We start from the raw sequence: 13,819 nt of genomic DNA, 5'->3' as shown, positions 1-13,819 counted from the left end.
CCATGAAAAAAATAATATTAGTAATAATTGCAAACTTTCTTTTGTGCCCAATAATTTGGGCGCAAAAGCAAATTGACCGTAGTCAAGAATTGAGAATAGGGCAGTTGTTACCAGACTTGCCATTGCAACCCGCTCTTAACTATAAACAGGATAGGATCGATATCAAATCGTTGAGTGATAAAGTGGTCATCTTAGATTTTTTCGATACTTATTGTACAAATTGCATCGCGGCTATGCCGAAGTTGCAAAAGTTGCAGGATGAAATGGGAGCTAAATTGCAAGTAATCTTGGTGACTTGGCAGGATCAGAAGGCCATTGAAAAGTTTTTTGAAACGAGTAGTTTCTTGAAAGAGCACCATGTTAAACTGTCAACGATTTACTCTGCGAATCTTTTGAGAAGCTATTTTCCACATAAGGGTGTGCCACATACAGCATGGCTTTACCACAATAAAGTGCAAGCGATAACCTATTCGGATTTTGTAAAAGCGGAAAATATTGAAGCCTTATACAATAATGGTACTATTCAATTACCGTTCAAGTCTGATTTTAATGAGGGATTGGATGAGAATAGCAGCGCATTTGGGCAAGAGCAGCTGGTTGGTTCAGTCAAGATTTTTGGTTTTAAAAATGGTGTAGAAACGACAGGTATTCAAATTGCTGTCGATTCTACAACTGCTTTACAAAAGACTACTTTCTATAATATGGATATCTTAGGTGCCTATACAGCCGCTTGGAGTAAAATAAAGAAACCAACATTCTTATTAAAAGAGGAGCGTTTGCTATGGAAGGTTCGAGATCAAAGTAAATACCAATATCCGAAGGGTTCGGGAGGAAAGAATGTCTGGTTATTGAAAAACGGAGTTTCTTATGAACGTTGTGATCGTGTTAGAAGATCAGAATTGCAGCAAGCAGGGATCATTTTGAATGATCTGAATGGATTCTTTGGTTTAAAAGTCTATTGGGATACAAAGGAAATGCCTTGTTTGGTCATCAGGAAAATAAAGGAAGGGAAAAATACTATTAAGCAATTAGAAAGTGTTGGTGGATTAGAGGGGACTGGAGTACTTGCATTTATGGTCGATTATCAAGGGGATTTTCCGCCAGTAGTGGATGAGGTGAACTCCAAAATAAATATTCGAATCAAGGATTATTCCAATTTAGAGAAATTGAATGAGCAATTAATAAAGTATGGCTTAACGCTAGTGGAAGAGAGGCGATTGATAGAGGTATTGGTGTTTGAGGAGTTGAAATAAAACAGTAACGGGGTAAATAAGGATTACCTCGTTACTGTTTTATACTTTAGGCATCGGAATCTCGTTCTTACGCCTTGTTATATTTGATAATCCTAAGCATCTTTTAACTGTACATTAGTGGATGCCGTCCTTGTATGTAAGGCATTGATCATTTGGTCTTTCAACGCAGTAGTTAGTTGCGGAAAATTATTGGAATCCGCAGTTGCTTGCACTGCACAGATTTGATCAGTACCATCACATCCCGAAGGAGGAATTGTACCTACTAATGAATAGTCTTGAGCATCTGTAGGAGTACCGTATGAATCTAATTTGAACCAGGGCATAATACTAATACTTTAAACTTTATCATATTCTTATTGTTTACATTGGCCCTTTAAGTTCACCCTCAAGTGTTCTCTAAAATAAGCGTACCTCAGGACATTGTTTCATTTGGATAGCTCTTTTGTTTTACCGTTCCCGCCTGCCGGGGAAGATGGCGAATTTAAGTGGATACCTCATTTTTAATGGCACGAACCAATTTTTAAAACTAAAATTTGAATACCTAACCAATATATAAACATGCAAAATTATGATCACCAGTATAGGGCATGACAATACCAACTGGCCATGTAGCGCAGTGCGTAGGCACAGTTGCTCCTGCTTTATCCATTGGATAAGGTCTGGCATATGTGGTGTATTGGTCATGTTTGTTTTCATTGTGTATGCTAATTTTAAACTGTGCTTAAAAAATTCCCCAGCTCTTTTCGAGCTAGGGAATCATGACATTATTCAACTAAACGGAATCGCAACCCTAACGAACCCATTTTACTGTTTCGAAGTGCTTACATCTTAAGAATAACAGCCATTCTGTATAGATGTAGAGCAATCTTCTTTTATTGTTGATTTGAACTAAGACTAAGGTAAAGAGGATTTTGAAGGGAGCGTTAGCAGATTTCTTACATTTTTATTGTTACATCTGTTGCAATAAAAATGTAAGAAATGCGACTCTTTTATTGTTACAAGTGCGCATTTTTTATTACGATTCGATATAAAAATCCTGTTATGCAATAAATTTCAATTTGGAGATGGAAGTTTTTTAGATTTCTGGCTATTGCGGCATTGAGATTGTTGCTGAGCGGAATTCTGCGTGAAATAGGGTGGTTCGAAATTTTTACACCTTCCTTTTTTGTTGTTATGTACTGTATCTTATGCGTAAAATAAGGATGAGATAGGGTATTGAAAAGATACGCTCTTTTGATTTCGAATAACAAAAGAGTGTACCTTTTTTACGGGCTACTTCTTCTTAAGAAAAGCGTAGGTCTGTCTAGTAAGGCCTACATGCATGGCTTTATAATGTAATGAGGCAATACTGCAGAACAGTCGGTTTTCCTTCTCAAACCGCATGATGCGATCCAGTGAGGGTTCATTGAGCAATTGGACCCGATGCTGATAGGCTTGCTCATTCTGCAGGATGACCTGTTCAATATCGGCAGATACTTCTGGAAATTCACTGCGAATGGTCAGCATATCTGGATAGCTAATGGATGTGACGATTCCGTCTTCGAGCATCTGTACATAATTGGTCCGATCAGTACCATTCAACAGGCTAGATGCAAATAGGATAGCTTCTCTTTTCTTCCAGATCTGTGTTCCATAAGGAGCATCTCTACTCTTGCTGTAGTAATAGCTGTGGACCATAGCTTGTGCAGAATACCAGATGCGTCCTTCATTGGCTGGTCCAGGCGATTCTAAATCTTGGAGTTTTAGAGCCGATTGGATGGTGAACATGGGGGCTATACGCTCAAACAATAATTGCTCCCGATCAGGAGTCAAATTGAGCATCGTCTTCATATAATGCTTGATCAGGTTATTCTTATGTTCCTTCATGACTATTGGTTTTTAAGGATTGACCTTGTATGATTTTGTGCTGTAGATTAGGTCTTGCGTTTAAAGGATAGAAACGTGATTGATTTAAATTGTTCATAATAGTATTGGGTTAGTTATTGATTTAAACTATGACTAAGATAAAGAGGAAAGTAGGAGGAGTGTGACCGCAAATGACCCATTAATTTTGCAACATATGTTGCAAAAAAAGTGGGTCATTTGCGACTCTTTTATTGTTACAAGTGCGCATTTTTTATTGTGTAATAATATGAAAATCCTATTACTCAATAAATGTCACTTGGGTGGTGGAAGTTTTTTTCGATTTCTGCTTATTTCGGCATTGCGATTGTGGCAAAGCGAAATTCTGCGTGAAATGATGAGGCTTGAAAATTTTCTTTTGTCTACTCTGTTCAGGATTTTCGGTGTATTCCTTATTTTTTAGGTACTAAATCTTGTACCTATTAGCGTTCATAGATCATGGCGTAGGATGATGTGCTCTCTATTGCATCCATAGTATATCGCCATCGCTAATTCCTGTTTCATCATTCCATCGATGATTGGCAATTTATCAGCATCAAAATGGGCACGTATAGCATATATTTTCCCCGTAACCCTATTGGATGGTGGCTTGGTACCTTCTACATTTAGGGTATATTGACTCGGGTCTGTTGGGTCTTGAGGAATACCTTGTTGTGGTGTATATAGATACCAATTTCTCATCGCGCAATGCTTTTACCTAAAGTCCAATCCCAGCTTACTCTATTTTAGGGTTTTCAGCATCGCCCTTTTATATCATGCTACTGTGCCTTTTGTCTGATGTTAGGCGCCGTACCAGCGTTTACTCTTCTGAGCAAGTGGTACGGGGCCAACATCATAACACAAGGAATAAACAATTATGAATAACACTATGATAAAGTTTCAATATTAATCGCACTCTCCAAATCACTACCTTTTACTAACACATTGGTTGTACTTTTATGGGGCTACATTGCGCAGCAGATTTCTTTCTACAGATAACAGGTGATGATCGGTTTTTTGCGGTCATCCATCGCTGGAATGGTACAGATCATAACGTGGCCCTTCACGGTGTGGTGGATGATCACCATATAGGGGGTACTGATTCTTAGCTTTTTGGTCGTCTACTTTTTTGCAGCAGGGGTGTATGAAAACCATGGCATAATCGTGGTGCTTTTATAAATCAAAAAGCGTAAACTTTAGTTTCTAAATAAGTTAAACTGCTCCATGAGGACGCCCACTAAGGCAATACATGTCAATCCTATATTAACTTTGAGATGTTTTCTCCAAGTCATTCTCTTGAATAGTGCACCCGAAGAGCTGGGGTAGATGTCATAGATCTGAAAAATAATCCCGGAGACATAGAGCGTGAAGATCAACATCAATCCGAAGGAGAAATACAAGCCCAACAACATGGTCTCCGGGAACAGCAACAGACAGACAGCACAAATTTCTAGTAAAGGGATAAGCCAAGTCAAAATTGGAACAGTCCATTTCGGTATGGCTTGTGACCCTAAGATTCTGCCAAATGACTTGAGCCTAGCAAGTTTTGGTAACGCTATGTATGCCCAAAGAAGGGCGAACGTGGCAGCAATGATATATGTAATAAATGTCGCAATCATAATGTCAGTTTTTATCTGGTGAATTAAACTAAGACTAAGGTAAAGAGGAAAGTAGGGGGAGCGTTAGCAGATTTCTTACATTTTTTTTGCAACAGATGTTGCAAAAAAAATGTAAGAAATGCGACAGTTTTATTGTTACAATTGCGCATTTTTTATTCCAATTCAATACAAAAATACTGTTGTACAATAAATGTCACTTTGGAGATAGTGGTTTTTTTCGTTTTCTGCTAATTACGGCATTGAGATTGTTGCAAAGCAGAATTCTGCGTGAAATCGGGAAGTTTGAAATTTTCCTTGTTTTTTATGATGATTTTTCACCCAGAAATACTTAATATGGATGCTGAACTCTCCCATGTAGGTAATAACCTAGCTGACAAGTGGCTCTTCGGGGTGAAGATGCAGGAGTATGTTGGCTTTCGATTGAAGTTTTAATTTATTGAGGAATCAGCTGCTGATAAAGCGGATTATGAATTTATCTTCCTGTATTAACATTCTTGAATATTTTAGTTTATGCAATAGTTCTCCATCTGACCAACTGAAGCAATAGAAAAGCTTTACTTAACTGGTATTATAAAAGCGTATTCTTCTTGTGGTAAACATTGCGTGGCATCACAACTTTGCCATTTAACTATACCCCTAGCATTGGCAACCCCTTTATCATTATTCAATTTTACTTTTTGCTGAAAAACGACTTCATTAATAAAATAACCGACATCCATCTTGAACACTTTCTCGTGTTTTACTTTTGGTGATGGTTCTAAAGTTTTACCAATTAATGAAAAATCTGCAGATTTTTGAAAAGAAAACGATGTTGGTATGGGACCATCACCGTTTAAATTTAGAGCATAAATATGCCAACCATTCTGGATAGTTGCTTTGACGAAAAGCACGGCCTCTTTGCTATTTATTTTTTTACTAGCAACTGTCCATTTTACAGGTTTGTGGATCTGTCCAAATGACGCTGTAATCGTTAAAATTACAGAAGTGATCAGTAATAATATCTTTTTCAATTGTATAGTGTTTATTTAATTCTGCAGTTAAATTAGTAAATATTACGGTGCTATCGTAACCCTTTCCCATCTTGGTGCAAACGTAAAGACGGTTAATCTGATTGCTGTGGTGTACGGGTCACGAATCTATTTTCCGGTATTAACTTTATGATTAAAAATAAGTAGATATAGCCCAATAATAATGAATGGAATACTTAAGATCTGTCCCATGTTTATTGCCATTGTATCTTCAAATGCTTCTTGGTTGATCTTGAAAAATTCATCGATAAATCGGAAACTAAAGAGCACAGTAAGCAGTAGACCAAAGGATTTACCATTTTTATTTTTGAAAGAATCCTTTTTATAACTAACGATCATTGCTGCAAAGAGGAGAAAACAAAATATTGCCTCGTATAACTGAGCTGGATGACGCGGAATCGAGTCTATCTTAGTGAAAATAAAAGCCCAAGGCACATCTGTAGGTTTACCGATCATTTCTGAATTCATCAAATTACCCAGGCGGATACAACCTCCAGCCAACGGGACAACTAAAGCGACTCTATCGGCCATCCATAAAAAACTGATGTTATTTTTCTTCGCAAATAGCGCTATTGCGACCAATATTCCGATACCACCGCCATGGCTGGCCAATCCACCTTCCCATATGGCAATTATTTTTAATGGGTTTGCTAAATAATATTGCGGGTCGTAAAACAATACATGTCCTAAGCGTGCACCTATAATCGTTCCGGCGATGATATAAAGGGTCAATTGATCCAAAAAATCTGTCGACTTCCCATCTTTGCTCAGCACACGTTTGATAACATTATAACTTGCTGCAATGCCAATCAACCAAAATATACCGTACCATTTAATTGGATGGTTTATAAAAGGAATAATGAAGATATCACTATCCACATTCCAATTAATATATCCCTGTACAACGGTTAGTAAATATAAGTGGTCTTGCATTTCGATAATTTTTTGGTGAAAACGAAGATATATTATTTTGGTTAAAATAAGTATTGGTATTAATAATTATACACTTGAAGTGGCTAAAATGTCATTCATCCCTGATATTGGTCGTTCGTCCCTGGTATTTGGTGATTCGTCCCTAGTATTGGTCGTTCAATCCCTAGTATTAGTCATTCGTCCCTAATATTGGTCATATGAGCATTAAATTAAATGATGTTTTATTTAGTATTTTAAACTAATTTAATTAGTTTTTATGAATGTTGTTTTGTATCTTTAGTGTAATAACCAATTCACTGAATTTATGAATTCAAGAGAGACAGAGCCAGGTATTATTCCGCGTAAGCAGAATGATGAGTTGCTCAAAGGCGTATTCGAGGAAAATTTTCATGATTTTCTACTCTTTATGTATCCGAATGCAAAAGAGTTATTTGATTTTGATCGTGGATTCTCCTTTAAGAATAAGGAATTATTTAAGATCATCCCCGACCGTGAGCGTTCAGATGGTAAGCGTATCGCAGATCTATTAGCGAAGGTTTATTTGAAAGATGGTACGGAGAAGTGGATCATGGTACATACCGAGATTGAAGGAGGTAATAGTTGCGATTTCGCGTATCGTATTTTTCAATATCACTACCGTATTCGTGATAAGTTTGACGTACCTGTGGAGACCATTGCAGTCTTTACTGGCGACCGCAAGCAACGTAGGCCTTGCGAATATTTGGAACAGGGGATACACACCTCTATACATTTCAAATACCTTTCCTATCAAATTGTCTAGTCCTAGAATAGTTATACACTAATTATAGTGTATGAACAAAATAAAAGCAAAGAAACCCGAACTCAAATCTACTCCTTATTATGACAAATCAGTCATAAAAAAATCGTTATCATTATTAAAGAAAGGTTATTCCAAACGACAAGTTTGCGAAAAATTAAGCGTTGGTGGCCAAGCATTGAGTAAATGGATGATAAAGTATACTGTTCAGGATGTGTGCACTCCAAAATATACTAAATTATCACCTCTCCAGCGTCGTTCTATCGCTCTTCAGATTATGCAAGGTACGCTAAGCATTTCAGAAGCTAACGAGATTTACAATATCCACGGTCATGATACCATTGCAAAATGGGTTAGATTACTTAAGAAAGAAAATGTCGATATTAGCATTTTAAAAGCTGATGTCGTGGAAGATGAAGATTTGTGTAAGGTAAATGATAGTGAACTAGAAGCATTAAAAGCTGCTTTATCTGCCGCTCAATTAAAAATTACTGCCTTAAACACTTTGATCGATGTTGCCGAAGAACAGTTAAATATTAATATCCGAAAAAAGTCTGGTGCCAAGCAGTCTTAGTCCTGCAGAACTTATTTCCAAAAATAGGGATAGGTAATTTATGCAAACTGTTTGGCAAGAGTCGTCATGCTTATTATGATCACCTTTGGCGCTCACGTGCGTCTAATTTTGTAGATGATATTATTTTACAGGAGGTTTTGAAGATACGTGAATATTTACCACGAGTAGGTGTACGCAAGCTTCATTTCATGTTGTCACCTATTTTAGCTTCTCATAATATAGAAGTTGGCCGAGATTATTTATTCGATTTGATCGGTTCGCATGGTCTCTTAGTTCGCACGCGACGGCGTAACGTGAAGACAACGAACTCTCGTCATCATCTACGCAAATATCCCAATATCATAAAAGAGTTAGTAATTAGTCGGCCAGAAGAGTTGTGGGTTAGTGATATTACCTATATTAGGCTTATAGATAAATGGGGATACCTTAGTCTTGTTACTGATGCTTATTCTCGAAAAATCATGGGCTATTGCTTTCGTGAGGATATGACTACGATAGGTTGTGTGAGAGCCCTTGAAATGGCAGTGAACAATAGAGAATGGATAGATTTACCTCTTATCCATCATTCTGACCGAGGAACTCAGTATTGTAGTACATTATATGTAGAACAGTTAAGATCCAATAAAATAGCTGTTAGTATGACTGAAAATGGAAGTCCTTACGAAAATGCATTGGCAGAACGTGTTAATGGGATACTAAAAAATGAATTTGAATTTTATACCAAAAAACTATCATTTCCCGAGATGTGCTTATATATTGATAAGAGCATTGATTCATATAATAATATTAGACCTCATAGCAGCTGTGATTATCTCACACCATCTGAAGCTCATCGCCAGAATGTGGCATTGAGGAAAAGATGGAAAGCATATTCTAAAAATTACGACGTTACCGAAAAAGAACTTATGGAATTGACAAATGAAGAAGATTTACATTCTTCGAGTGAAATTATTACATTTGACGAATATGCTGTATAGCTTATTTCGGATTAATGTCGAAAGTTGTATAGTTAAAACCAGGATTTATTAAATAAACTGTATAGCTATTTTAGGACGGGTCATAATTAAAAAACAAGAAAGAGAAGCAGGGATGTCGGCAGGAATGTCGGCTGGATTAGCAGCTGGTATTGAAAAAGGACGATTAGAGGAACGTGCTAAACTCAAAGCAGAAAAACAGAAAGTTGAACGTGAAAAAGCGATGGCTATTGCATTAGAATTTAAGAAAATGGGGCTAGCTATAGCTGATATCGCTAAAGCTACTGGCCTTTCCATCGACGAAATCGAAAAACTATAATAAGAATACGATAAGATATATTTTCAATTATTTCAACCTTTTTACAGCTTCCTTTATCTCAGGTAAATCCATTTTATACTTTTCTAAATCCCATCCGGGTAGGTATTTATCCATAGGAGGTAGCCCCATAGATACTCGGCGACTTTCAAGATTATCATCATCAACTATTGGGTAGAGGAAATTTTGTTTAGTTGTTTTGTTAGTAAACTCTTGACTGCCATATAGCTGATCTTCACCTTTACGATTCCTTTGTGCTTTTTAGTATATAATTGTATTCTGTTTTTAGATAGGTTTCAAAAGTACATTAGGGGTCTCTATTCCATTTTGAAGTGCATAAATTATTTCCGCACATAATGCAGCTGTAATAATAGGCTTGCCCATATGATCAAGGGCTCGTATAGCACAGAGATATATGTTTGCACCGGGACATGGGGGTTCTGTAGGGCCATATAATGTATAATTATTGGGATCGCAAGGGTCTGAAAGGGGTGTAGTTAGTGTATAAAAGTACCAAGGCATAATTGTAGTGCTTTTATGGATCAAAAAGCTTAAACTTTTAAGTAACGCTTACTCTGTTATAGGATTTTTGGCAAACTCCTGATGTTGAGGTAGACTTATGGGATATAATATTCCTGTTTTAAGATGATGTTCTCTCCATCGCGACCGGAATGAACGCTTGCAGCCATTTCTCTCTGAAGCGATTCATCAATGATGGGTAATCCGGCGGAATCAAAGCAGGCTTTGATGGCATAGATCTTATCGGAACAGTCTCTGTTGGATGGCGATTTCTTGCCTACCACATAGCGTGTGTATTGAAGGGGATCCACTGGGTCCAATCGTGTGCCTTGCTTGGGTGTAAAAAGATACCATGTTCTCATCGTCCAATACTTTGTAAACCTAAGTTTCACTTTTCGCTTACTCTATTGCAGGGTTTTCAGCATCGCCCTTTTATCGTTTGCCAGCTTTTGCTTTTCGACTTGATAATAGGCACCGCACCAACATTTACTCTTTTGTAAGGGAAGTGGCGCGGGCCTACATCAAAAACCGAAAATGAAAAAAACAATCAAAAGCATGGTTCCAACAGCTTAGCTTTCTTGTCAATTACAATGCTCTATATGGACGCCCAAAAGGGTGATATTTGACAAAAGAGCTATCTTAGTAATTGTTGCAGTCCTAATTCCGTTTTACTGGCTATTTGAACTAAGACTAAGATAAAGAAGAAATCGGAGGGAGTGTTACCGCAAATGACCCACTTTTTTTGTTACATCTGTTGCAAAATTAATGGGTCATTTGCGACTCTTTTATTGTTACAAGTGCGCATTTTTTATTGTATCATGGTGAATAAATCCTGTTTCTCAATAAATGTCGATTTGATGATGGAAATTTTTTTCAATTTCTGCTCATTACGGCATCGAGATTGTGGGAGAGCGGAATTCTGCGTGAAATAGAAAGGTCTCTGGTTATCGTTTGTTTTTCATTATAATAATTGGTTTAAGATCTGTAGTAGAAAGACCATAGTGCTTATAATGAAACGATAGATCACAATGAAATTAATTCTTATTCGGCATGGACAATCGCAATGGAATCTTGAAAACAGATTTACGGGATGGAAAGATGTGGACCTTTCAGAACAGGGTAGAAAAGAGGCTTATCATGCAGGTATGCTGATCAAAGATATTCCTATTGATGTGGCGTTCACTTCATGTTTGGTAAGAGCAGAGCATACGTTAGCGATCATACAAGATGTCTGTGGACTTCAAAATATTCCGGTTATTAAGAATGCTGCCTTGAATGAACGGGGCTATGGGAATCTAGAAGGGATGGATAAAGCAGAAGCAGCTAAATTATTTGGTGATGACCAAGTGCATATCTGGCGTCGGTCTTACGATATCCCTCCTCCTGGAGGTGAGAGCCTGAAAGATACCTATAACCGTACTGTTCCTTATTTCTTAAAGACGATCATGCCCGTGTTGCAAGAGGGGAAAAATGTATTGATCGTTGCTCATGGCAATAGCCTGAGATCGCTGGTGATGTATCTGGAAAAACTTTCTCCTGAAGAGATATTGAATCGTGAGATAGGGACTGGTGTCCCATTACAATACGAACTGTAAACAATAGATCATCTCTTCGACCTGTATCGTTTTTAAATTTGTACTCGATAATACTTTGTAGTTCCATTTTCAAGGAATTCAATTAATTTATCTAAGTTTGCAGTTCATGAAAAGAACACTTTTATATATCCTATCCGTACTCATGCTTATCCAAGCATGTTGGGGTCTTGTGATTATAAGTGCCTTTTATGTCAATCGCGATTATATAGCGCAATACCTCTGTGAAAATAGGGGCAACCCGCAATTACACTGTGAAGGTAACTGTGTGCTGATGAAGAAAATGAAAAAAGCGCGCGATAATGAAAAGAAAAATATTGAGAATAAAATAAAAGAAGCGAATTTTTTTGTGCTTGCATCAACCACCGATCTGATATCGCCATGGTTGCAAGAGGATCTGGATCAACAACCAAATTTTGATCAGAGAAATACACTTTATACCTTTCATGTTTTTAATCGAATGCTGCGTCCCCCCAATCCACAGCATCTCCCTTTATCTGTTTTTACAGCTAATTCTTCGGCTATCCTCGCTTAAAAGAGCTTAGTTTTCGTAATTATTATGTTGATTTTTTTAGTTCTTGAAACTTAGCGTTCAGGGCTTTATCATGCTATTTTATCGAATTGCTGATGAGAACAATACGTGCGATACACGTTGTCTTTGCAGTATATGGGCAAACGACTCGTCGTACTCCGCTAGAATCTCACTTCACATTTTTACCTTATCTATGGTTATCAAAACCGGAAATATCAATACATTAACGTTGGGTCATCTTGACCCTGCTCATAATGGGATTATTGTTTACAACCTTCAAAAGGATGGTTTGGGCTGTCTTCAAGAACTGCATCTACCCAATAGACGGACATTTTATACGGTCATCTATTTGACATCGGGTGTTATAAACATCAACATGGACAAGTATGCTTGTCGATTGGAAAGTATGCAGGTAATTTCCTTTAGTCCAAGTACTGTGTTGCGGGTATTAGATGAAAATGAGAAAAGGGAAGGTTGGGTGCTGCTGTTTGAAGCCTGTCTTTTTACACAACAGCATGATGATGGGCATCTTCATTTTTCTTTCTTGAGGGAACAGAAAATGCAAGCACAAGCTCTGGTGCCGGAGGAGAGGCAGGTCTGGAATGTGATTTTGGAAACGATGCAAAGGGAGTATCGCTACAGGCATCCTGATGCTAAAAATATATTAAGGTCTTATCTAACTATTATTTTAGAAACATTGGATAGGAATGTCTGTCCCGAAATGGTGTCATTGCCGAAAGATGAAAAGGAAGAAAAGGTTATTTCTTTTGAACGCTTATTGGAAGAGCGATATGCCAATCAACGCTTTCCTTCTTTTTATGCGGACCAGCTTTTTATTTCGGCCAATTATCTCAATCGCCTCTGCCGGGAACGGCGGGGAATATCTGCTGGGCAGATGATCCGTGATCGTGTACTTGTGGAAGCTGAAAGGCTGCTCATTCATACCTATAAGCAAATAGCTGAGATATCTTTTGAACTTGGATTTTATAAACGCAAAAACGGAATGTATCCAATTTGAAAACAAAACGTTCTGAATATTTAGCTAGATATAGTTTTAAGAATATCTCAAATAAACAATTAAAACCCATTTAATTGACGTTTAAATTGAATTTAACATCTTCACCATTCAACAAGCACTTTGTTCCTTCGATATTATTTTCATAGATGTGAACATTACCCAAGAATAGTGTAATAGACTTAAGCTGGATGTTTATTTGTCGACTAATAAGATAAAGATGATACAAATCAGCTGGTAATCCCAGACTGGCATCAGACGAACGCTGATATGCTGATACAATAAGCTTATCATTATCAATTTGAAACTGTATCAAGCTAAGACATGGCTGTTGGTTACTTTCAACGTCATTCCTACCCAAAAACAGGACGTAATTTTTTGAAGTTCTACGTTCTTTATTGATTTTTTTAATCAAGTCCGGTAGCTGTTCAAAATAACTAGGATATGAATTTACAAGTATAGGGCCACAGTAGTCCCACCACGTGATCCCTGCCGATCTATATGACTCAGTAAGGCGTTCGCCTTTCTGGAATAGTTCCAGTTCAGCAGAAAGCTTCTTTCGAGCTATTCCATGTCCCTCAAATATTTCCAATAGATCAATTCCTTTCAATTCAAGTTTTTGATTTAGTAAGAATTTGATGTTACCTTTTTTGTTCGCCTGTTCTTTACCCTTGGTAATGATTTTTTCAAGCATTAAATGATATTTATTCACGATGATTATATTATATTTGTCATTCTCACGATTTATTAAACAAAAAACAGCCACACAATCGAAAGACTTTAGTCCCCCGGCAGTGCGGCTGTT

Annotated in this window: 17 protein-coding genes; 9 read left to right on the top strand and 8 right to left on the bottom strand. The window is 37.3% G+C overall.

Translation table 11 applies throughout. The features are described from left to right. The first annotated feature begins 2 nt into the window (after positions 1-2). Complete coding sequence (locus KO02_RS15950; RefSeq protein WP_081918409.1) at positions 3-1,253, top strand: TlpA family protein disulfide reductase; 1,251 nt, start codon at positions 3-5, stop codon at positions 1,251-1,253. Positions 1,254-1,345: 92 nt separating this feature from the next. Here KO02_RS15950 and KO02_RS15945 read toward each other — a convergent pair whose 3' ends face one another. The 3 genes from KO02_RS15945 to KO02_RS15930 form a co-directional block, all read right to left on the bottom strand. Further along, positions 1,346-1,576: a hypothetical protein gene (locus KO02_RS15945; RefSeq protein WP_038699854.1), complete on the bottom strand. Its 231-nt coding sequence runs from the start codon at positions 1,574-1,576 to the stop codon at positions 1,346-1,348. A 949-nt stretch (positions 1,577-2,525) separates the two neighbouring features. Continuing rightward, on the bottom strand, positions 2,526-3,119 hold the full coding sequence (locus tag KO02_RS15940; protein ID WP_038699852.1) for a hypothetical protein: 594 nt from the start codon (positions 3,117-3,119) through the stop codon (positions 2,526-2,528). Positions 3,120-3,584: 465 nt separating this feature from the next. Continuing rightward, the gene (locus KO02_RS15930) at positions 3,585-3,836 is read right to left on the bottom strand and encodes a hypothetical protein (RefSeq protein ID WP_038699849.1); all 252 of its coding nucleotides are present in this window, start codon (positions 3,834-3,836) and stop codon (positions 3,585-3,587) included. Positions 3,837-4,093: 257 nt separating this feature from the next. Here KO02_RS15930 and KO02_RS23840 point away from each other — a divergent pair, with 257 nt between their 5' ends. Continuing rightward, positions 4,094-4,243, top strand: coding sequence for a hypothetical protein (locus tag KO02_RS23840; RefSeq protein WP_158500305.1), 150 nt, complete (start codon positions 4,094-4,096; stop codon positions 4,241-4,243). A gap of 87 nt (positions 4,244-4,330) precedes the next feature. Here the strand turns inward: KO02_RS23840 and KO02_RS15925 are convergent, their stop codons facing one another. From KO02_RS15925 to lgt, 3 genes are all read right to left on the bottom strand, one after another. Next, positions 4,331-4,753, bottom strand: coding sequence for a MauE/DoxX family redox-associated membrane protein (locus tag KO02_RS15925; RefSeq protein WP_051959988.1), 423 nt, complete (start codon positions 4,751-4,753; stop codon positions 4,331-4,333). Positions 4,754-5,307: 554 nt separating this feature from the next. After that, positions 5,308-5,763 carry a protein-disulfide reductase DsbD domain-containing protein gene (locus KO02_RS15920; RefSeq protein WP_051959987.1) on the bottom strand — a complete coding sequence of 152 codons (456 nt, stop codon included), beginning with the start codon at positions 5,761-5,763 and terminating at the stop codon, positions 5,308-5,310. Positions 5,764-5,889: 126 nt separating this feature from the next. Next, a complete protein-coding gene (gene lgt / locus KO02_RS15915; protein WP_051959986.1) occupies positions 5,890-6,714 on the bottom strand; it encodes a prolipoprotein diacylglyceryl transferase in 825 nt (274 codons plus the stop codon). 304 nt (positions 6,715-7,018) lie between these two features. Between lgt and KO02_RS15910 the strand changes: the two genes are divergently transcribed. The 4 genes from KO02_RS15910 (at position 7,019) to KO02_RS15895 (ending at position 9,359) form a co-directional block, all read left to right on the top strand. Next, on the top strand, positions 7,019-7,495 hold the full coding sequence (locus tag KO02_RS15910; RefSeq protein WP_051959985.1) for a hypothetical protein: 477 nt from the start codon (positions 7,019-7,021) through the stop codon (positions 7,493-7,495). Between the two features lie 31 nt (positions 7,496-7,526). Next, positions 7,527-8,066 carry a hypothetical protein gene (locus KO02_RS22930; RefSeq protein WP_051959720.1) on the top strand — a complete coding sequence of 180 codons (540 nt, stop codon included), beginning with the start codon at positions 7,527-7,529 and terminating at the stop codon, positions 8,064-8,066. Positions 8,067-8,068: 2 nt separating this feature from the next. After that, on the top strand, positions 8,069-9,043 hold the full coding sequence (locus KO02_RS15900) for an IS3 family transposase (protein WP_144243239.1): 975 nt from the start codon (positions 8,069-8,071) through the stop codon (positions 9,041-9,043). 112 nt (positions 9,044-9,155) lie between these two features. After that, a complete protein-coding gene (locus KO02_RS15895; RefSeq protein ID WP_038699845.1) occupies positions 9,156-9,359 on the top strand; it encodes a hypothetical protein in 204 nt (67 codons plus the stop codon). 614 nt (positions 9,360-9,973) lie between these two features. Here KO02_RS15895 and KO02_RS15885 read toward each other — a convergent pair. After that, a complete protein-coding gene (locus KO02_RS15885; protein WP_038699841.1) occupies positions 9,974-10,237 on the bottom strand; it encodes a hypothetical protein in 264 nt (87 codons plus the stop codon). Between the two features lie 666 nt (positions 10,238-10,903). Between KO02_RS15885 and KO02_RS15880 the strand changes: the two genes are divergently transcribed. From KO02_RS15880 to KO02_RS15870, 3 genes are all read left to right on the top strand, one after another. After that, positions 10,904-11,470, top strand: coding sequence for a 2,3-bisphosphoglycerate-dependent phosphoglycerate mutase (locus KO02_RS15880; RefSeq protein WP_038699839.1), 567 nt, complete (start codon positions 10,904-10,906; stop codon positions 11,468-11,470). A 106-nt stretch (positions 11,471-11,576) separates the two neighbouring features. Continuing rightward, a complete protein-coding gene (locus tag KO02_RS22925; protein WP_051959984.1) occupies positions 11,577-12,002 on the top strand; it encodes a hypothetical protein in 426 nt (141 codons plus the stop codon). A gap of 190 nt (positions 12,003-12,192) precedes the next feature. Next, the gene (locus KO02_RS15870; protein ID WP_038699837.1) at positions 12,193-13,017 is read left to right on the top strand and encodes an AraC family transcriptional regulator; all 825 of its coding nucleotides are present in this window, start codon (positions 12,193-12,195) and stop codon (positions 13,015-13,017) included. Positions 13,018-13,087: 70 nt separating this feature from the next. On the opposite strand, the gene KO02_RS15865 is transcribed toward KO02_RS15870, so the two are convergent. Next, the gene (locus tag KO02_RS15865; RefSeq protein WP_235212273.1) at positions 13,088-13,708 is read right to left on the bottom strand and encodes a thymidylate synthase; all 621 of its coding nucleotides are present in this window, start codon (positions 13,706-13,708) and stop codon (positions 13,088-13,090) included. Between the last annotated feature and the right edge of the window lie 111 nt (positions 13,709-13,819).

This window comes from Sphingobacterium sp. ML3W (assembly GCF_000747525.1).
Lineage (GTDB): Bacteria > Bacteroidota > Bacteroidia > Sphingobacteriales > Sphingobacteriaceae > Sphingobacterium.
Note: the sequence above shows the minus strand (reverse complement) of the source record. Positions and strands in the feature narration are given on the sequence as shown.

Excerpts from the sequence above, each read along its gene's own strand:
- KO02_RS15945 (WP_038699854.1), bottom strand. The coding sequence starts at position 1,576 with ATGCCCTGGTTCAAATTAGATTCATACGGTACTCCTACAGATGCTCAA.
- KO02_RS15885 (WP_038699841.1), bottom strand. The coding sequence starts at position 10,237 with ATGAGAACATGGTATCTTTTTACACCCAAGCAAGGCACACGATTGGAC.
- KO02_RS23840 (WP_158500305.1), top strand. The coding sequence starts at position 4,094 with ATGGGGCTACATTGCGCAGCAGATTTCTTTCTACAGATAACAGGTGAT.
- lgt (WP_051959986.1), bottom strand. The coding sequence starts at position 6,714 with ATGCAAGACCACTTATATTTACTAACCGTTGTACAGGGATATATTAAT.
- KO02_RS15940 (WP_038699852.1), bottom strand. The coding sequence starts at position 3,119 with ATGAAGGAACATAAGAATAACCTGATCAAGCATTATATGAAGACGATG.
- KO02_RS22925 (WP_051959984.1), top strand. The coding sequence starts at position 11,577 with ATGAAAAGAACACTTTTATATATCCTATCCGTACTCATGCTTATCCAA.
- KO02_RS22930 (WP_051959720.1), top strand. The coding sequence starts at position 7,527 with ATGAACAAAATAAAAGCAAAGAAACCCGAACTCAAATCTACTCCTTAT.
- KO02_RS15950 (WP_081918409.1), top strand. The coding sequence starts at position 3 with ATGAAAAAAATAATATTAGTAATAATTGCAAACTTTCTTTTGTGCCCA.
- KO02_RS15925 (WP_051959988.1), bottom strand. The coding sequence starts at position 4,753 with ATGATTGCGACATTTATTACATATATCATTGCTGCCACGTTCGCCCTT.
- KO02_RS15880 (WP_038699839.1), top strand. The coding sequence starts at position 10,904 with ATGAAATTAATTCTTATTCGGCATGGACAATCGCAATGGAATCTTGAA.
- KO02_RS15910 (WP_051959985.1), top strand. The coding sequence starts at position 7,019 with ATGAATTCAAGAGAGACAGAGCCAGGTATTATTCCGCGTAAGCAGAAT.
- KO02_RS15870 (WP_038699837.1), top strand. The coding sequence starts at position 12,193 with ATGGTTATCAAAACCGGAAATATCAATACATTAACGTTGGGTCATCTT.
- KO02_RS15865 (WP_235212273.1), bottom strand. The coding sequence starts at position 13,708 with ATGCTTGAAAAAATCATTACCAAGGGTAAAGAACAGGCGAACAAAAAA.
- KO02_RS15930 (WP_038699849.1), bottom strand. The coding sequence starts at position 3,836 with ATGAGAAATTGGTATCTATATACACCACAACAAGGTATTCCTCAAGAC.
- KO02_RS15895 (WP_038699845.1), top strand. The coding sequence starts at position 9,156 with ATGTCGGCAGGAATGTCGGCTGGATTAGCAGCTGGTATTGAAAAAGGA.